The organism is Acinetobacter sp. CY79 (genome assembly GCF_059515845.1).
The window spans coordinates 35784-55762 of sequence record NZ_JCAKMY010000010.1; the positions used below are offsets into that span (position 1 = coordinate 35784).

General features: G+C 40.6%; 18 protein-coding genes and 1 riboswitch. Of the genes, 3 read left to right on the forward strand and 15 right to left on the reverse strand.

Annotated features, from left to right (window positions below; translation table 11 throughout):
* Positions 1-9 precede the first annotated feature (9 nt).
* On the reverse strand, positions 10-1191 hold the full coding sequence (locus AC5YCE_RS05375; protein WP_496171327.1) for an acyl-CoA dehydrogenase family protein: 1182 nt from the start codon (positions 1189-1191) through the stop codon (positions 10-12).
* A 144-nt stretch (positions 1192-1335) separates the two neighbouring features.
* Positions 1336-3279, reverse strand: a complete 1944-nt coding sequence (gene acs, locus AC5YCE_RS05380) for an acetate--CoA ligase (RefSeq protein ID WP_496171328.1) — start codon at positions 3277-3279, stop codon at positions 1336-1338.
* Between the two features lie 549 nt (positions 3280-3828).
* Between acs and AC5YCE_RS05385 the strand changes: the two genes are divergently transcribed.
* Positions 3829-4821 (forward strand): mechanosensitive ion channel family protein, encoded by a 993-nt coding sequence (locus AC5YCE_RS05385; protein ID WP_496171329.1) that lies wholly within the window; start codon positions 3829-3831, stop codon positions 4819-4821.
* Here AC5YCE_RS05385 and AC5YCE_RS05390 read toward each other — a convergent pair.
* The 5 genes from AC5YCE_RS05390 to prfB form a co-directional block, all read right to left on the reverse strand.
* Positions 4818-5525, reverse strand: a complete 708-nt coding sequence (locus AC5YCE_RS05390) for a 16S rRNA (uracil(1498)-N(3))-methyltransferase (RefSeq protein ID WP_496125426.1) — start codon at positions 5523-5525, stop codon at positions 4818-4820. The genes AC5YCE_RS05385 and AC5YCE_RS05390 overlap by 4 nt on opposite strands.
* Before the next feature lie 8 nt (positions 5526-5533).
* Entirely contained in the window at positions 5534-6814 is a 1281-nt protein-coding gene (locus tag AC5YCE_RS05395; protein WP_496171330.1) for a 3-deoxy-D-manno-octulosonic acid transferase, read from the reverse strand.
* 113 nt (positions 6815-6927) lie between these two features.
* On the reverse strand, positions 6928-7989 hold the full coding sequence (locus tag AC5YCE_RS05400; RefSeq protein ID WP_496171331.1) for an alkene reductase: 1062 nt from the start codon (positions 7987-7989) through the stop codon (positions 6928-6930).
* 42 nt (positions 7990-8031) lie between these two features.
* Positions 8032-8334, reverse strand: a complete 303-nt coding sequence (locus AC5YCE_RS05405) for an ArsR/SmtB family transcription factor (protein ID WP_496125429.1) — start codon at positions 8332-8334, stop codon at positions 8032-8034.
* Between the two features lie 273 nt (positions 8335-8607).
* Positions 8608-9703 (reverse strand): peptide chain release factor 2 gene (gene prfB / locus AC5YCE_RS05410; protein WP_496171332.1). Its coding sequence is split into 2 segments (ribosomal slippage): positions 8608-9630 and positions 9632-9703, totalling 1095 coding nucleotides; the frame shifts between segments, so codons are not numbered across the junction.
* A gap of 453 nt (positions 9704-10156) precedes the next feature.
* On the opposite strand from prfB, the gene AC5YCE_RS05415 reads away from it, so the two are divergent.
* Together AC5YCE_RS05415 and AC5YCE_RS05420 are read left to right on the forward strand one after the other, a co-directional pair.
* Entirely contained in the window at positions 10157-10945 is a 789-nt protein-coding gene (locus tag AC5YCE_RS05415; RefSeq protein WP_496125431.1) for a putative porin, read from the forward strand.
* Between the two features lie 170 nt (positions 10946-11115).
* Entirely contained in the window at positions 11116-11865 is a 750-nt protein-coding gene (locus tag AC5YCE_RS05420) for a putative porin (protein WP_496125432.1), read from the forward strand.
* A 45-nt stretch (positions 11866-11910) separates the two neighbouring features.
* On the opposite strand, the gene recJ is transcribed toward AC5YCE_RS05420, so the two are convergent.
* The 8 genes from recJ to AC5YCE_RS05460 all read right to left on the reverse strand — a co-directional run bounded on the left by recJ (position 11911) and on the right by AC5YCE_RS05460 (position 19688).
* The gene (gene recJ, locus AC5YCE_RS05425) at positions 11911-13614 is read right to left on the reverse strand and encodes a single-stranded-DNA-specific exonuclease RecJ (RefSeq protein ID WP_496171333.1); all 1704 of its coding nucleotides are present in this window, start codon (positions 13612-13614) and stop codon (positions 11911-11913) included.
* On the reverse strand, positions 13615-14271 hold the full coding sequence (gene pdxH / locus AC5YCE_RS05430) for a pyridoxamine 5'-phosphate oxidase (protein WP_496171334.1): 657 nt from the start codon (positions 14269-14271) through the stop codon (positions 13615-13617).
* A 13-nt stretch (positions 14272-14284) separates the two neighbouring features.
* A complete protein-coding gene (gene glmM, locus AC5YCE_RS05435; RefSeq protein WP_496171335.1) occupies positions 14285-15616 on the reverse strand; it encodes a phosphoglucosamine mutase in 1332 nt (443 codons plus the stop codon).
* A 161-nt stretch (positions 15617-15777) separates the two neighbouring features.
* Positions 15778-17244, reverse strand: coding sequence for an IMP dehydrogenase (gene guaB, locus AC5YCE_RS05440; protein WP_496171336.1), 1467 nt, complete (start codon positions 17242-17244; stop codon positions 15778-15780).
* Between the two features lie 136 nt (positions 17245-17380).
* Positions 17381-17659 carry a hypothetical protein gene (locus AC5YCE_RS05445; protein WP_496171337.1) on the reverse strand — a complete coding sequence of 93 codons (279 nt, stop codon included), beginning with the start codon at positions 17657-17659 and terminating at the stop codon, positions 17381-17383.
* On the reverse strand, positions 17643-18008 hold the full coding sequence (locus AC5YCE_RS05450; protein ID WP_496171338.1) for a YkgJ family cysteine cluster protein: 366 nt from the start codon (positions 18006-18008) through the stop codon (positions 17643-17645). The genes AC5YCE_RS05445 and AC5YCE_RS05450 overlap by 17 nt, the downstream gene beginning before the upstream one ends.
* 134 nt (positions 18009-18142) lie before the next feature.
* Positions 18143-18940: an oxygen-binding di-iron domain-containing protein gene (locus AC5YCE_RS05455; RefSeq protein ID WP_496125438.1), complete on the reverse strand. Its 798-nt coding sequence runs from the start codon at positions 18938-18940 to the stop codon at positions 18143-18145.
* Positions 18941-19112: 172 nt separating this feature from the next.
* Complete coding sequence (locus AC5YCE_RS05460) at positions 19113-19688, reverse strand: TMEM165/GDT1 family protein (RefSeq protein WP_496125439.1); 576 nt, start codon at positions 19686-19688, stop codon at positions 19113-19115.
* 75 nt (positions 19689-19763) lie between these two features.
* A riboswitch (yybP-ykoY riboswitch) is annotated at positions 19764-19907 on the reverse strand.
* Positions 19908-19979: the final 72 nt, after the last annotated feature.

The following is a 19979-nucleotide window of genomic DNA, read 5'->3' on the forward strand; positions in this document are numbered from 1 at the left end:
CAGATAGGATTATGAATAAAAACTTGGATCAGGCATTTTGCCTGTCAGTACCCATTGCCCTACTTCCTGATATTTATAATCAATCGGATCATGCAAAGTTTGAGTTCTCACATTGCGCCAGAAACGGTCTAAATTCAATTGAGCCGTGGTCGCACGCGCGCCCATGACTTGAAATATATTCTGTGTGATATAGAGCGATGTATTCGTTGCTGCAATTTTTGCTGTAGCAATCGCAATTGAGACTTCACCACGCTGTTCTGCATTTAGACCTTCTCCAACCTCCCAAGCCTTTTGCAACGTCTCAACAGCTTTATTTGCCAATAATCGAACCCCCTCAAGCTGAACATAGAATTCAGCAAAATGCTTTTGGGTAAATGGGTCATTTACTGCATTTTCAGCCAAAGATTTTGACCATGCTTTTTGTGTCTGTACCGTATCACGCGCAACGTCAAATGAACCCTCTGCAACACCTAAAAAGAGATGAACAAAAATCAATTGAGCAATCAAAGGTCTTAAACTCGAATAAGGTGTGCTTAAAGGACCTGGATTTAACAGCAATTCATTTTGATGAATTTTGACCTGTTCAAAATGACTGGTTCCGCTGTCCGTTTGGCGTTGCCCCATATTATTCCAATCACCTAAGAAACTCACGCCATCACGTTGAGTTGGAATCACCCCGATAAGCAATTTATTCTCTTCATTAAACCCTGAACATAACAAAATGTCAGAATCAATTGAGCCCGAACAAAAGCTTTTATCTCCATGAAAGATAAATTCATCTGCTGACACTTGTGTTGCTGTCGTACGACGATCCAATGGGTTTAAGGTATTTCCCCAAAATAAATTGTCTTGCGCTGTCTGCTTGAACCATGAAGCATATTGTGCTTTATGAGCGAAAAGTTGTACGGTAGCAATGAGTAAGTGATGAAAACCATAGACGTGTGCGAGTGAGCTGTCGACTTGGGCAATGGTTTGAATGGTCTTAAAAATCGTCTTCCAATTAGCTCCTTGACCGCCAAACTCTTGAGGAATAGAGAGCCCCAAAAGACCACTTTGACGAATTAAATCACGCTCGGCTTTTGGATTGCCTCCTCGTTTATCTCGCTCTGCTGCGGTGCTTGCAAAAGTTTGAGCAAGTTGCTGTGCGATTTGAATTGGATCTTGCGCAATATTCTTTTGGGGAGCATTCATATTGTTATACCGTATTTCATGTGCAGAAAATATATCAGAATACAATCTTTGGCTTTATCACAATGCTTGCTGTCTATATTCCAATAAATACAAATACCGCTAGTCTATCTAGCGGTATTTAAATAAAGACTGATTTAAAATCAATTAATGCTGTGACTTAACCTCAGCAATTAACTGATCGACCACTTGTGGATCTGCCAAAGTCGACGTATCACCCAAGCTATCTAACTCATCAGCAGCAATCTTTCTTAAGATACGCCGCATGATTTTTCCTGAACGCGTTTTAGGTAAAGCAGGTGCCCAATAAATCGCATCGGGTGTCGCAACAGGGCCCAATACTTTGCGCACCCATTGCACTAACTCTTTGCGCAATTCTTCTGACTCAGGCGTATCTGCTTGCAAGGTGACATAAGCTGCAACGCCCTGCCCTTTAATCTCATGTGGCATACCCACAACCGCTGCTTCTGCAACATGCTCATGAGCCACCAAAGCACTTTCAATCTCTGCTGTCCCTAGACGATGACCAGAAACATTCAGCACATCATCGACACGCCCTGTGATCCAGTAATATCCATCCTTATCTCGTCTTGCCCCATCACCAGTGAAATATGTCCCTGGGTAGGTCGAGAAATATGCTTCAATAAAGCGTTCTGGATCGCCCCAAATGGTTCGCATTTGTCCTGGCCAAGAATCCTTAATCACTAGATTACCTTCAGCTTCCCCTTCAATTTCGTGACCATCAGCATCAACCAACGCAGGTTTCACACCATAAAATGGACGGGTTGCAGACCCCGGTTTAAGTGCTGTCGCCCCTGGCAGCGGGGTAATCATAAAACCGCCCGTTTCAGTCTGCCACCATGTATCCACAATTGGACAGCGGCTTTCACCGACCACCGTGTAGTACCAATTCCATGCCTCAGGGTTAATCGGTTCACCGACAGATCCAAGCAGACGTAAACTACTACGATTACTCTCACGAATAAATGCATCCCCTTCTCGCATCATCGCGCGAATCGCAGTCGGGGCTGTATAGAGGATGGTAACATTGTGTTTATCCACAATATGTCCTGTCCGTGCCCACGTCGGATATTGGGGAATGCCCTCGAACATTAAAGTGGTAGTCCCGTTAGATAAAGGACCATATAACACATAAGAATGTCCTGTAATCCAACCAACATCGGCAGTACACCAAAACACATCATCTTGTTTTAAATCGAATACTTCTCTAAATGTGGTATTTACATAGGTTAAATAGCCACCCGTAGTATGCAACACTCCTTTGGGTTTCCCTGTCGAACCTGAGGTATAGAGAATGAAAAGTGGATCTTCTGCATTCATCGGTTCAGGTAGACAAACATCAGTGACTGTCATGATTTCCATGTGATACCACAGATCACGATTTTCCTTCATCGTGATTGGGTTGCCTGTGCGATGCACCACAATCACATGCTCTACCGAACTTGTACCGTCTAATTCCAATGCTGCATCGACGTTTTCTTTCAATGGAATCGGTTTACCACCACGCATACCACTGTCTGCGGTAATCACCAATTTAGCTTGGCAGTCTTCAATTCGACTCGCCAATGAGTCTGGTGAAAAACCACCAAACACCACACAATGCACTGCGCCGATACGTGTACACGCCAACATTGCAATTGCTGCCTCAGAGACCATCGGCATATATAAAACCACGCGATCTCCTTTGCCTATGCCACGCTTTTTCAAAACATTGGCGAAACGACACACTTCATCGTGTAACTCTTCAAACGAAATAATTTTATGCCGAGATGGATGATCACCTTCCCAAATAATGGCAGGTTTGTGTGGATGTTCTTTTAAATGCCGATCAAGACAATTCGCACTAACATTAAGCTGACCATCGGCAAACCATTCAACTTTGTAATGATCTTTATCAAAGTTGGTGTTCTTGACTTGAGTGAAAGGTTTAATCCAGTCAAGTTTATGTGCCGCTTCAGCCCAAAACTCATCTGGGTTCTCAATTGACTGTCGATAACGTTCGAAATACTGCTCTTCCGTGGTTCGTGCAGTTTTTTTAAATAGCTCTGGTACTGGATAGATTTCATTCATCTTTTTCTTCCTTGATTATGCATCTCATCACGAGAGTTATTGACCTTGGTTGATCATTTTTTATGTTATATCTTGAGTATGACTATACTTTAAAAAATCAAACAATCATGCTTTGGTCGTAGACTACGCATTCATTTTTTTGTAAAAAATTGAAAGAACAACTCCATCAAACCCGATGAACAATATTTAAGACATAATTTTTTAACTATTTGATTCTTAATGATCTAATTAGAGGCACATTGAATGGAATATCATTTTCAATCTTTGAAGATGATTTGAGTTCAATCAATTTTCTTCTGCTGAGCTTATCTAAATTGACCATTTTTATTTTATTGATGCCAATAGATAATCAAAGCATCTCTACTAAAAAATTTTCTATTAAAAGTTAAATACATCTTCGCTAGTATCTTTGCAACGAATTCACACCCAATTGAAACCATTCAAACTGATTCATTTACTTACAATCTGCACAGTTAATACGTTAAAGCTTTTAATTTTTAAGTTTTTTCAGGCAAAATATCATCAAAATCCCTATTTTTCGGAATAACCGTGGCAGAAGAACAATCAACCCTGAGTGCAGTCACTGAAGGTACCACCAATCTGATCCATGAAGCTGGTGAAAAAACCGCTCAAACTGTGATTGCACACACCTCAAAATACAATGATGCATATTCAACTATCGATAAAATCATGGATGGATTCTGGGATCGCCTGCCTTATATTTGCATTGCGATTATTGTTTTTACGATATTTTGGTTAATTTCAAAAGTTTTTAAATTCTTTGTTCGTAAAGCACTTTCTGATCGTTCTTATACCAAGCAAAATTTGGTGCTTGTCCTCAACCGTGTCGGTAGCTCTGCAATCATTTTCTTTGGTTTTTTGATCGCGATGGTGATCGCTATTCCAGGCTTTACTCCAGGTCAATTGATGAGTGCGCTAGGGATTGGTTCCGTTGCGATCGGTTTTGCATTTAAGGATATTTTCCAAAATTTGCTTTCAGGTATTCTAATCTTACTGGGTGAGCCCTTTAAAATTGGCGATGATATTATTGTGGGTGGTATGGAGGGTACTGTTGAAGATATCCAAATTCGTGCAACCTATCTACGCTCACCAGATGGTCGTCGTATCGTCATTCCCAATGCGACTGTTTATACCAGCCCTGTGACTGTAAATACGGCATATCAACGTCGTCGTTGTGAATTTATTGTCGGCATTGGTTATGAAGATGATGTTCAAAAAGCCAAAGAAATCATTCTGCAAATTCTAGATAAGAATCCAACGATTTTAAGCCAACCTGGGTTTAGTGTGAATGTAACTGCTCTGGCTGATTTCTCAGTTAATCTGAAAGTACAGTGGTGGGTGAATACCACTGAAACCTTAACATCAACTTCAATCAGTTTAGTTCAAGAAAGCGTCATTGAAGCCTTTGCAGAACATGAAATTTCAATTCCTTATCCTGTTCAGGAAGTCAAAGTTTATCGTGGCGATGCCTCTCAAGAGGATGAATCTGCACGCGCTAAAGCAACTGAAAAATCAGCTTAAACACATAAGCGTCCTAATACATAGGAAATCACAGTTTCAGTGCGAATAATCCGGTTGCCTAAGCTGAACGCGAGGCAGCCGTTTTTTTCGAGCAGATCAATCTCATAAGGAATAAAACCACCTTCTGGACCGATCAGAATGGTACATGCATGATCAATTGCGAACGGCATTTTTTGCTCAGCATACGGATGTGCCACATAAGCAGGAGATTCTGTAGAGATCATACTTGGTAATACATCTTCAACGAACGGTTTGAATCGTTTATAAATTTCGATTGGTGGGGCAATCGTATCCCCGGCTTGTTCCAAACCCAAAGTCACATACTGATCGAGCTGTTGTAAAAACGGTGATTGCCAATAGCTTTTATCGACACGATAACTGTGCAATAAAATGATTTTTTCAACACCCAAAGTCACGCTATCCATAATCAAACGACGAAGTACTTTAGGTCTGGGCATGGCCACAATTAAGGTGACTGGAAGCTTTGCTGGTACAACTTCTTCATGTAATGGACGAACCTTGATCGCCCGCTCTTCTACAGCAATCACTTCGGTTAAGTAGCGCTTCCCTGCTTTCACTCCAACCTTGAGTGTATCGCCAATTTGAACATTCACATGCATCTTTAAATGTTCGAGTTGACGAGCAGAACTGATTGTCCAAACATCAGCAGTGGTTTGACGCGAATCGATTAAAACAATATTCATAGTAGGCTTTATAAATACTGATCTAAAACTTGAATATGCTTGGCTAATGATCCCGCATTTTTTTGCATAATTTGGTGAGCATTACTCGCCATTTGGATCGCCAAAGATTCATTTTCAGCAAAGTCTAAGAGCATACTTGCCACCTGCTCTGCATCATACCCAACTGCGACAGCATAAGCCTCTACAAATTCATCGACAATACTTTGGAAATTAAAATAATGGGGGCCAATCACTGTCGGTACATTTAAGGCGATGGGTTCTAATATGTTATGTCCGCCCCCTGGCTGATTCAGTGATCCGCCAACAAAACAGGCGTGACTTAAGGCATACCATAGCCACATTTCGCCCATACTGTCTGCCAAATAGACTTGAGTATCGGTTTCAATTGACTGCCCTAAACTACGGCGCTGTACATTTAAATTCAGATCTTGAGCCACTTGATAGACTTCATCAAAGCGTTCTGGGTGACGCGGAACCACGATCAATAACAGTGAAGGATCTTCAATTAAACGACTACTGAGTGCTGTAATTAATTGCTGCTCTTCAGGTGCGTGTGTACTGGCAAGGGTGATAATTGTTCGACCATGGAGCATCCATTCTTCTTTGAGCTGTTGAGCGTGATCAATAAAACTTTGAGGTGCATGGATATCAAACTTAATGCTTCCGACCACCTGACTTAACTCGGCAGGCATACCAAGCGCCTGAAAGCGTTGTGCTGAGGCTTGATCTTGCGCTAAAAGTTGGCTTAAACCATTGAGCATTGGCTGTGTCAAAGACTTAACTTTTGCATAGCCATTGGCAGATTTTTCAGAAAGACGAGCATTGACCAATATTGTCGGGATATTTAATTTTTTAGATTGAGCAATCAAATTTGGCCAAAGTTCTGTTTCCACCAAAACCAACATCTTCGGCTGATATTTTTCAAAGAACTGTGCCACCAAAGATTTTTGATCTGCTGGTAAATATACCGCTTGAAATAGATCGTCATAAGGCGCTTTAAGGAATAATGATTTGGCGCGCGCTTGCCCCGTTTTAGTGGTGTTGGTGACTAAAACTGGATGACCTAATTTCAGATAATGCTCAATCAATGGTTGCGCCGCATTGGTTTCACCCACAGATACCACATGAAACCAAATCGTCTGTGTATTTTTAACAGGCTGAAAAGGTCCGAAACGCTCTAAACATTCCTGTTGGTATGCCTCCGCACTTTGCGCACGTTTTTTTATTTTCCAACGATAAAGAGGTTTTACGATCGCTAAGGCAGCGTTGTACCAAAAAGGAGTAGCCAAACATCACATCTCTAAAAACAGCAGTGGCTAGAATATAACAGAGCCTCGTCAGCTTGTTAACTGACGAGGCTTTTTGACATGTTTTATTTTGCTGTTTTTTATTTTACTGTTTTTTATTTTGCTAGGCTTGGATAATCCGTATACCCTTCCGCAACATCAGTACCAATCATATTTTCAAACTTCAGTTCATTTAATGGCGCATCAGCCACCAAACGCTCAAATAAATCTGGATTGGCAATATAAGCCTTACCAAACGAAACCGCATCTGCTTTGCCTGTAGCCAGTAGATCCAATGCAGAAGAGCGATCTAACTTCATATTGGCAATATAAGGCACGCCATTTGAACGTTCTTTTAGATATTCACTGATGCTATCATCTGCTAGGTATTCACGTGTAAAGAAAAATGCAATATTACGCTTGCCTAATTCTTGCATCACATAACCGAAAGTTTCACGTGGATCATCATCCCCCACGTCATGCTCATCACCACGTGGCGCCAAATGCACCCCTACACGACCTGCGCCCCATACTTCAATCAATACATCGATCACTTCCAATAGGAAACGTGCACGATTTTCAACTGAACCGCCATATTCATCATCACGTAAATTGGTTTTAGTCTGTAAAAATTGATCGATCAAATAACCATTCGCAGCGTGTAATTCAACCCCATCAAAACCTGCAGCTTTAGCACGAATTGCCGCTTGTTTAAATTGTTGAGTAATCGCGTGAATTTCTGAGATGTTTAAAGGGCGTGGCGATACATAATCACGTTTTGGACGAAGTAGACTGACATGACCTGCTTGTTGCACTGAACTTGCTGAAACTGGGGTTTCCCCTTTTAATAAATCAGGATGTGATACGCGCCCCACATGCCATAACTGTGAAACAATCCGTCCATCTTTTGCATGTACGGCATCAGTGACTTTTTTCCAGCCTTCCACTTGAGCATCGGTAAATAAACCAGGCGTCTTTTCATAACCATTGGCTTCTTCAGAAATAACCGTTGCTTCAGCGATGATCAAACCTGCACTGGCACGTTGCGCATAGTATTCAACCATTAACTCAGTAGGAACACGATCAGCAGTCGCACGGCAACGCGTTAAAGGCGCCATTACAACTCGGTTTTTAAGCTTTAATTCACCCAATTGAATTGGAGTTGAAAAGTCAGTCATGGCATCTTCCTTATACAGTTCGGATCATTTGATATATCGCAATCACAAAGATTGTTGTATGTGATCTAAAAATTTCTGAATTTGTGCTTCATCACGTGAGAAATAACACCATTGACCATGCTTGGTTACGGTCACTAAACCTGCTTGTTGCAATACAGATAAATGATTCGACATGGTGGATTGAGAAACTTCAGCAATTTTTTCGATCTGCCCTGCACATACGCCCCGACTGAAATCTCGAGCACAATCATCCTGAGGAATCATGTCTTGAGGATCCTTCAGACATTGTAAAATTTGACGTCTTAGCGGGTTTGATAAGGCTTTGTAAATTGCTTCAGTGTCCATCTCATTTCACTCACATTCATGATAAGCACTTAACACATTCATTATATCGAATATTTTAGATATTAATATCGAATAATCTCGATATTTAAAACAATCTTTGAAATACCAACATCGAACTGACAAGTATTCATTATTCTAGCATTGATCTGATTTGATGATCTAACACTGACTTTTATCAAAATAATACACATGAATATAAAAGGCAGAAATATAAAAAAAGCAGAGATCAATCCCTGCTTCTTTTATATGCAAAATACTCGATATAAGCTTGAATTAAAGACCTTGTTTCAAACTCGCTTCGATGAACTTATCTAAATCACCATCAAGTACTGCACCCGTGTTTGAACTTTCTACACTGGTGCGCAAATCTTTAATACGTGAGTCATCAAGTACGTATGAACGAATCTGACTACCCCAACCAATATCTGATTTGCTATCTTCAAGTGCTTTAGCAGCATCATTACGCTTCTGCATTTCAAGTTCGTACAATTTTGCACGTAATTGTTTCCAGGCATGGTCACGGTTGGCATGTTGTGAACGCTGGTTCTGACACGCCACTACAATACCTGTTGGCGCATGCGTTAAACGTACCGCTGAATCGGTTTTGTTAATGTGCTGACCACCCGCACCAGATGCACGGTAAGTATCCGTACGAACATCCGATGGATTAATATCAATTTCAATATTGTCATCAATTTCTGGTGAAACAAACACCGCTGAAAATGAAGTATGACGGCGGTTACCAGAATCAAATGGTGACTTACGCACTAAACGGTGTACACCTGATTCAGTACGTAACCAACCATAGGCATATTCGCCATCTACACGAATGGTTGCAGATTTAATCCCTGCTACATCACCATCCGATTCTTCCATCACTTCAGCTTTAAAACCATGACGTTCAATCCAACGTAGATACATACGCAATAGCATTGATGCCCAATCTTGAGCCTCTGTGCCCCCTGAACCCGCCTGAATTTCCACATAACATGGGTTCGGATCCATTGGATTACTAAACATACGGCGGAATTCGAGCTTGGCAAGTTCTGCTTCGGCTGAACTTAATTCAGCCTGAACATCTTCAAGTAAGCTTTCATCATCAGCTTCAACAGCGAGATCAAGCATCGCTTGCGCATCTTCTACTTGAGTCGCTAAACCTTCAAGTACATTGAGTACATTTTCAAGTTCACCTTTCTCTTTCGCCATCGCTTGAGCACGGCTTTGATCATTCCAAATTGTGGGATCTTCTAATTCACGTAGGACTTCTTCTAGACGCTCTTTCTTTAGATCGTAGTCAAAGATACCCCCGTAATGTCTGACCACGGTCGTTTAAGTCTTTTATCTGAATAAGGTACGGATTAATTTCCACGTGCGTTGATCCTAAATATGCTGCTTTTAAATTCCGCAATATTCTAACACAGTCCCTAAAAACATGAGAGATTGCTTTTCTACGACAGAAATCACCCCAAAACCTAATATGGACTCGATGTCTTGGACTGGTTTAACTCATATTCATTATATTTTTATTATGAGTGATGTTTTAATAGCAACCATTACATTCATATAAACTTCAAATTTACGTGAAAAAGTGATCTTTATTCATAATAAAACACATGTTTTTACTCAATACGATCATTAATAACACGATCTCACATTTATTTTAAGTTATATAAATCAATAATTTAAATCGTAAATATTACATATAATTACACTATATACATTACTGTTACTTTTACTTGATTGATCCTCCATTATTTTCCCCTACACTGAACTTGTAACAAAAAATGTATTCGAATTTTTATTCCTTATAAGGGGAAGTATCATGAAAAAATTAGCAATCGCTTCTGCATTACTATCAGCTTTGGCTGTAACAGGCACTGCAAATGCATATCAAGCTGAAGTTGGTGCTTCTGCAGGCTACGTTGATCCTGACAATGGGAGTTCAGGTAGCGAATTTGGTGTGAACGGTACATATTACTTCAACCCAGTTCAGACACGTAATGCACCTTTGGCTGAAGCGGCATTCCTTGACCGTGCAAGTAACGTGAGTGCGCATGTTGATTTCGCAGATCGTGGTGAATTGGATGACACAACGTATGGTGCTGGAGTCGAATACTTTGTTCCAAACTCTGATTTTTATGTATCTGGTGGTGTAAGCCAAAATGAACAAGAGCGTACCAATATTTTAGGTCAAAAATATGACTGGGATACCACGTACTATAATGCTGAACTAGGTTACCTTCCTGCACCAGGTCTGTTAATTGCAGCGGGTCTTAAAGGTTACGATAACGATGCTGATGATGGCGTAGATCCAACTTTACGTGCAAAATACGTAACGACTTTAAGCAATGGTAAAGATATCAACCTTGAAGCTGGTGCAGCATTTGGTGATTCGGATGAATATAACCTAGCTGCGGATTATTACATCGACAAAACATTAAGTGTAGGCGCAGACTATCACAATAACGATATTACAGATCGTTCAGAAGTGGGTATCAATGCGCGTAAATTCTTCAACCAGCAAGTAAGTTTAGAAGGTCGTGTTGGTTTTGGTGAACAATACAACAACGACTACAATACTTTTGGTGTTGCTGCTAAATACCGCTTCTAATTCATCTAATTTTTAAAAAACTTATCGAAAGCTCATCTTAGGATGGGCTTTTTTAGTACCTAATCATATAAAGTCAGTTTTAGTGCATTGACTCTTTGTAGTTATTTCATACAATGGACATGAACTGTAACAATACAGTCATAATTTTATAACAAAGAGAGCATTTAAGAATGTTTAAGAAAATTGCACTTGCTACAGCACTTATTGCTAGCCTAGGAACAGCTCATGCTTATCAAGCAGAAGTTGGCGGAACAGTTAATTTAATCGACCCTGATAATGGGGATACTTCTACAGGTTTTGCAATTGATGGGGCTTACTACTTCAACCCAGTTCAAGTTAAAAACCATCCTTTAAATGAAGCAGCATTCTTAGAACGCGCGAGCAATGTAAATGCTGAAGTTTCTTACTATGACTTCGACTGGTACGAAACTACTACATTTGGTGCAGGCGTTGAATACTTTGTACCTAACTCAGATTTCTATGTAGGTGCAAATATTGCTCATTCGAGTGAGGAAGAAGAAGGCTTTGAAGATTACGACGTAACGACTTACGGCGTTGAAGTAGGTTATCTTCCAGCTCCTGGCCTTTTATTGGCGGCAGGTTTGAAAGGTTACGATAATGACTACGACGATGGCGTTGATCCAACAATCCGTGCTAAATATGTTACGCAAGTGGGTTCAAATGACGTAAATCTAGAAGCTTATGCTGGTTTAGGTGATTTAGATGAATTCTCTGTACGTGGTGACTATTACATCGATAAAACTTTGAGTATTGGTGTAGATTATTATGACAATGACCTATATGACGAATTTGGCATTAGCGCTAAAAAATTCTTCAATCAACAAGTGAGTCTTGAAGGTCGTGTAGGTTTTGCTGATGAAGGCAACCTATTCGGTGTTCGTGGTGCTTACCGCTTCTAATCTCATTTAAGTTAGACATAAAAACCGCTCTCATGAGCGGTTTTTTTAATGTTCTAAATGTAAAACCTTAAGCTGTACACTGACCTGACCTTTGTATTCATTTTTATCTAACTCATACACAAGTTTGACTTTTTCCTGATCAGCTTTGAAGTCATATTTATTTAAAGCATTAAATGCAATGGCTTCAATCCATTGACCATTGCCTAAGACTAACTTCAATTTAAGATGAACGTCTTTCAGCCAACGATGTTCCAAAATTTTAAATTCACCTTCGAAAACAGGGTGTGGAAATTTTTGCCCCCAAGGTCCAAGCTGTTCAATTTGATCTACTGTCTCGACAACGAAATCTTCATTGCTCAACTCCCCATCCGTCCAGAGTAATGCTTGGAAAATTTCATCATCAGCTTCAGCAATCAATTGCTCAAAAACCTGTTTAAACTCATCAAAGTGCTCGCGTTTAATGGTGAGCCCAGCTGCTGCTGCATGCCCCCCAAAAAAACTCACTAAATGCGGATGTCGTTCAGCGACTTTTTCAATACTGTCACGAATGTGAATACCATCAATCGATCGAGCTGAACCTTTAATATGAATCCCGTCTTTATCTGGTGCAAACACGATACTTGGGCGATGGAATTGTTCTTTTAAACGTCCAGCAACAATGCCGATGACCCCTTGATGCCAGTGCTCTTCAAACATAATTAAAGCAGCAGGTAAATTTTTCTGGTCTAATTCAAGTTGCTCAATCACAGTGAGTGCTTCTTGCTTCATCTCTGCTTCGACAGATCGACGCTGTAAATTCAGCTCATTCAATTGTCGCGCAAATGCATAAGCTGTCTGCATATCTTCCGCCAGTAAACATTCGATACCAATATTCATGGTATCCATACGCCCTGCCGCATTTATACGTGGTCCGATGACAAATCCTAAATCCTGCGCTTTTAGATCTTTAGGATCACGACCCGCAAGGTCTAAAAGTGCAATAATCCCTGCACGACACTGATTAGATTGAATGCGTTTCACACCTGCATCGACCAATATTCGGTTATTAAAATCCAAACTGGCAACATCTGCATAAGTACCCAGTGCAACCAAATCTAAATAATGGGTCATCTGTGCGAATGATTTGCCCATTTTTTTACGATGACTGGATAAGTTCGCAAGCAAGTAAAATGCAACGCCTACACCTGCTAAAGCTTTGCTTGGAAAATCACAACCCAACTGATTGGGATTTACGACTGCCTCTGCTTTCGGTGTTTCTTTTGTCGTTAAATGATGATCGGTAATAATCACCTGCATCCCATGTGCTTGAGCTTGATTCACTCCCTCATGACTAGAAATACCATTATCGACTGTGATCAATAAATCAGGGGTATAGGTCACAAAGGCTAAATCTGCAATTGCTGGTGTTAAACCGTAACCATATTTAAAACGATCAGGTACAAGGTAATGGACATTTGCACCCATTTCCCTGAGTGCAAGAACCATGAGTGCAGTACTGGTTGCACCATCAGCATCGTAATCACCCACGATGACAATTTTTTGATTCGACTCAATAGCCTGATCAACGATCTGAATGGCCTGCTCTAATCCTTTCATTTGCGGTGCAAGTAAATGCTTCAACTTAAGTTCAAGCTCTAAATCAGATTGCACCCCTCGTCGCGCTAAAATTCGAGCAAGCAAAGGTGACAAACCCTGAAATAATTCAGGGCTCGTTAAAAATGGTCGTTGTTGAATTTGAATATTCGGCATTTAAGGCATCAATCGTTGTAATGTCCATTGATCTTCGATTCTTTCATAACTCAAGCGGTCATGTAAACGGTTTGGACGTCCTTGCCAAAATTCATAATAATCTGGCACTAAACGATAACCTCCCCAAAACTCAGGCTTAGCAAGTTGCGTTTGAGTTGCAACTTCATCATGTAAATTTTGAAATCTTAACTGCAACTCTTCACGACTACCAATCACGCCACTTTGTGGTGTACTGATATGTGCTGCAATCTGGCTGTCTCTCGGACGCTTATGATAATAGTCTGTCGACTCAGCCAAAGAGATTTTCTCTACTCGTCCACTGACACGAATTTGACGCTCAAGCTCAGGCCAGTAAAATAACAGCTCAGCATAAGGATTTTCAGCTAAGTCCAGCCCTTTTTGACTGTCATAATTGGTATAAAAATCATACCCAGCTTCAGTTGCACCACGCAATAGAACCGTTCTCACATGGGGGCGACCTTGTGCATTGGCTGTCGCCAATGACATGGCATAAGGTTCATGCAACTTGATTTCAAGAGAATGATTAAACCAACTTAAAAATTGCTCATGTGGATTTAATGCAGCTTGAGTTTCATGTAACTCATCTTTTTGATAACTTAAACGAAGCTCACTTAAATCTTTAATCAAGTCACTCATTCATCTATCCCTTTTAAGCAGCATTAGCGCGAACTGCATCTGCAAGTGAATGTGCAAGTGCATTTACTTCTTCTAGGTTTTCACCTTCGACCATGACACGAATCACAGGTTCAGTGCCTGATTTACGAATCAACAAACGTCCACGTCCTTTAAGTTGAGCCTCTGCTTTATCAAATTCAGTAACCAATGCTGGTACAGCGTATGGGTCAAACATGGCTTCCAGACGGACATTCACCAATACATTGGGAAGTAGCTTAAATCCATCGACCAGTTCATGGAGTGCTTTTTTCTGTTCAACCATGACCGTTAACACTTGTAGTGCTGCAATGATCGCATCACCTGTGGTGCTCTTGTCTAAAGTGAGAATATGACCTGATGGCTCACCACCTATCACCCAACCCTTTTCCTCTAACCCTTGAAGTACATAGCGATCACCTACTTTTGCACGAAGTAAAGGCACTTCAGCTTTTTCAAGTGCGAGCTCTAACGCCATATTACTCATAAGCGTTCCAACAATACCTGCTGGTTTTTTAGCACTCTGAGTCGCAAGAATATACAGAATATGGTCACCATCAATCAGGTTTCCATCTCTATCGACCAACACTACGCGATCAGCATCGCCATCAAAGGCAACGCCCAAATCTGCACCATGTTCAACCACGGCTTTTTGTAAAAATTCGGGATGAGTTGAACCACAATTTTCATTGATGTTCATTCCCGTCGGTTCATTATGAATCGCAAATACTTTTGCACCTAATTCACGAAAAACCGCAGGGCCAACATTGTAAGCAGCACCATTGGCGCAATCGACCACAATCGTTAAATCATTTAAATCTAAATGATATGGGAAAGTCGATTTACAAAACTCGATATAGCGACCGTTGGCATCTTTGACACGGACACTTTTACCTAAGTTTGCTGGGTCTTCAATGACCATATCTTTTTCAAGTTCAACATTGATTTCATTTTGAAGTTCATCAGCAAGTTTCTTTCCTTCTGAAGAGAAAAATTTAATTCCATTATCAAAATAAGGATTATGCGATGCTGAAATCACAATACCTAAACTGGCATGTAAGGCACGAGTCAAATGCGCAATGGCAGGCGTAGGTAATGGTCCAAGCAAATGGACATACACACCCGCTGCATTCAAGCCCGCCTGTAAAGCTGCCTCTAAAATATAACCCGATAAGCGCGTATCTTTACCTAAAACCACAATCGGCTTGGCTTTCTTTGTTCTTCTTTTTAATACTTTTCCTGCTGCAAACCCAAGTTTGAGTGCAAACTCAGGTGTAATCGGAAGTTCACCAAATTTACCGCGAATACCATCTGTACCAAAATAACTCATTTTTTACCCACTTATTATCCGTGCTTTTTTCGCACTTCGCTTTCATATCCTTACTTTACACTAAATAAAAAAAGCCGTCATAAACTGACGGCTTTTATACAACAAATACTACTAAATTTTGACTAATCTATGAGTCTAATTCAATCACAAAACTGTCGATATTAACCTACGCGATAGTTTGGTGCTTCTTTCGTAATCGTCACATCATGTACATGAGATTCAGACATACCTGCTGCAGTAATTTTAACGAATTTCGCATTTTCACGAAGGTCATTAATGGTTGCTGAACCTGTATAACCCATAGATGAACGTAAACCACCCATCATTTGATGTACGATATTCCCCATTGGGCCTTTGTAAGGTACTCGACCTTCAATGCCTTCAGGTACAAGCTTTTCAGCACCCGCCTTAGAATCTTGGAAATAACGGTCAGCAGAACCTGTAGAACCCGCCATTGCACCCAATGAACCCATACCGCGGTAAGCTTTGTAGTAACGACCTTGGAAGAATTCTACTTCGCCAGGGGCTTCTTCAGTACCCGCCATCAATGAACCGACCATGATGGTACTTGCACCTGCACCAATGGCTTTTGCCATATCGCCAGAGAAGCGAATACCACCATCTGCGATCAATGGAATTTGCTCTTTCAAAGCATTAGCAACGGAATCAATGGCAGACATTTGAGGCATACCAATACCAGCAACGATACGTGTTGTACAAATCGAACCAGGACCAATACCGACTTTAACCGCATCAGCACCTGCATCTAACAACGCAAGAGCGGCATCACCAGTGGCAATGTTACCGCCAATCACTTGTACTTGTGGATAGTTTGCTTTCACCCAACGTACACGCTCAATGACACCCGCGGAGTGACCATGTGCTGTATCTACAACAATCACATCTACACCCGCTTCAACCAATGCTTCAACACGGCTCGGCGTTTCTAGCCCGGTACCGACTGCAGCACCTACACGTAAACGACCTAGATCATCTTTACAACTGTTTGGATAAAGTTCAGCTTTATTGAAATCAGTAACCGTAATCAAACCTTTCAGTTCGTAATGCTCACCAACAACAATCACTTTTTCAATACGATTCTTTTGAAGAAGCGCTTGGATATTTTCTTTTGATTCGTTTTCACGAACTGTTACGAGTCGGTCTTGACCTGTCATGATGTTACTTACAGGTTGTTCAAGATTTGTTTCAAAGCGTGTATCACGACCTGTCACGATACCCACGACTTTGCCGTCCTTCACAACAGGTACACCACTGATGTTATTGGCTTGCGTAATCGCCATCAATTCACGAACAGTTGTTTCTGGTGTTACTGTGATTGGGTCTTTCACCATACCTGCTTCGAATTTCTTCACACGACGTACTTCAGCAGCTTGAGCCAAAATATCCATGTTTTTATGCAAAATACCAATACCGCCATTTTGTGCCATCGCAATTGCCATACGCGATTCAGTCACGGTATCCATTGCAGCTGAAACTAAAGGGATATTAAGTTGAATGCCACGAGTCAGGCGTGTCTTAAGAGAGACATCTTTTGGGAGGACAGTTGAGTAAGCAGGGAGTAATAGGACATCATCGAAGGTTAACGCGTCTTGAACGATGGTCAACATAACAGTCTCGCTGGTAATTTCCGTGAGCCATTATATACAAATTTCTATTCAATTTTCATTTTTTATTCAAGCTTTTTAAGTCATAAAAAATTCAGGATGATTTTTATCAAGAAAGATTTTTCATCTCAAGCGCTGATTATTTAGATGCATAAGTACACGCCATTTCACCTGTTTTAGCATCATAAACAATCAGTTTTAAATCTATAAAACGGTATTGAACATCCCATGTTATACCGCGCTTTTCAATACGCTGACCATCAAATGGATAAGTGTCTGCACATTCAGCATGACCCGGTCCAAAATCACTAATCAACCAATTACTTCGCTCTAAAGCAAACTTACTGGTGGAATAAACATAGTCTAAAACTAAAGCTAAGCCGATTAAAATTCCAAAAACTTTAACAAACTTGGTCATAATCTTCATCATTTACTGGATGAGGTATGTCAATTTCAACCAAAGGAATGAGTCCATGCGCTGAACGCGCCTTCAGACACTGACTGTCTCCCACTTGAACCTCTTTACATGAAGAACTACGTTGCTCGTACATGGTACAACTGACCTGTTGCCCGATTTCACCAGATAACATCACACAGCGTGGATCTTTTTGATTGGTGCCTTTCATACACGAATAAATAGGCGTTAACTCTTCGATCACATTGTCGGGCATACTCTCTCCTTCTGCCCAATAAAATGACACTCTAAAAAAGGCGCAACACGCCCCACAGCTTAAGCACGCATCCTGTGCTGATATTTGAGACAACATATTTTTAAAATTCTCGTGGTCAAAAAAACCTCTTTCATTAAATAACAATAAAAGAGGTTGAAAGTAGATTTTTTACACGATAAATGTTAAAAATTTTTTCTATTTAACTCAATATTTTTTTCAATATTTTTTCATTATTGCGGACAGGAAAAGACGGTTTCATCCATCAGATCAATACCGCATTGTAGATTTTCAATCCAATCTAAAAATTGATTAATCATTTCTTTTCCAACAAAAGGAGATCCATGCTGAGGAACAATCATTTCCACATCCATTTCACGAACCATTTTCACCCATAAACGAATCACTCGATTCGAGCACATATAGCGCTGATGAAAACCTTTCATCTTTGGAATATGCGAATTGAAGTCGACCAATTGATCAGCAGCATCTTCAACCATTGATGCACCCATATCCCCAGAAAACAAAATCTTAGAGATCGGATCATAAAATTGGAAATTCCCCACCGAATGTAGGAAATGCGCAGGCACAGCAATGATTTTGGTTTCACCCAAAGTAATCGCCGCACCTTGGTCTGGTAATTCGATCAAACGATCAAGCCAGTTCCCTTTCATACGATCACTCATAAATGCTGAGTTCAAGTGCGGTAAGAAACGTGCCCAAAGCTTGGATGCCACAACTTTTGCATCGGTATACACTAACCAACGTGGCATAGACGTAATAATGTCTGGATCTTGATGAGATGCCATCACATAATCTAAATTGGTCAATCGTGTGTATTTATTGAGTTCCATGGTGAGGGGCACATACGTTAAATCACCACCTGGATCCAATACTGCAGCACGACCATTATTGATAATCAGAAACTGATTGGCTTGAACCCCCTCACCTTTCACTAAACTGGTAAAGCTGATGCATTTATGTATGCCATCATCATAGAGTACCTGTGATGTTGTGCGGTCAAGAGCCATGTTAATCCCCAAAAATCTTACTTTAAATTGATTTTATTAATACCTGATAACATATAGGGATTTATATAAACTTACAACAAAGACCAATCCAAATTATTTTATATTTTTCAACTTATTGTGACGTATTTTGCAAATAAAACCGAACGAGTTGCTCGGTTTTATTATGTTCAAATTACAATAAATAATGTTGAATCAATGCGCCAGCACCCAATAAAAAGAAGATTGCTGCGCCAATTTTATGAATTAAAGAGATTGGAAGCTTGTCTGCCAATTTATTCCCTATAAATACAGCAGGCGCATTGGCTAACATCATACCCAGCGTTGTACCCGCAGTGACCCAAAAGATGCTGTCAAAACGCGCAGCCAAAGCTACAGTCGCAACCTGAGTCTTATCACCAATTTCAGCCAAGAAAAACAAAACAAAGGTTGCTCCAAAAACGCCGTATTTTTGCCATTTATTGATACTTTCACTTTCATCATCGAGTTGATCGGGAACAAGCATCCATGCTGCCATCGCAATAAAACCGATCGATACAATCCACAAAAGGATTTCAGGACTAAGCACCGTGGTAATCCATTGACCGATTGCAGCAGAAACACCATGGTTGATGATTGTTGCTAAAAGAATAGCAATAAGAATAGGGACTGGTTTTTGATAACGTGCGGCAAGAAGAAGGGCAAGAAGTTGGGTCTTATCGCCCATTTCAGCGAGAGCTACGATAGCTGTAGAGATGAGGAACTCGTACATGATGACTTTCTCTGGCTAGCATTTTCTAAATACCAATGATCTACCTCTCCTGCTAGCCAAATGTGCAGAGGGATAAATCAAAGGTCTTGCCAACAAAAGTAAGCTTTTACAAGCTCATTTGGTTCTTTGCTATGATGACCATGCTCGGTTTAGAGCAAATATGTTGACCATCACCCTTTTAACTTGCGTAAAAGGCGGCTACTCCCCAGTGAAGTGGATCAAGTATAAATCTGTTTGTGGCATTTTTCAAACCCAATAAAAAACCCCGCCTTGGCGAGGTTTTATTGAGTC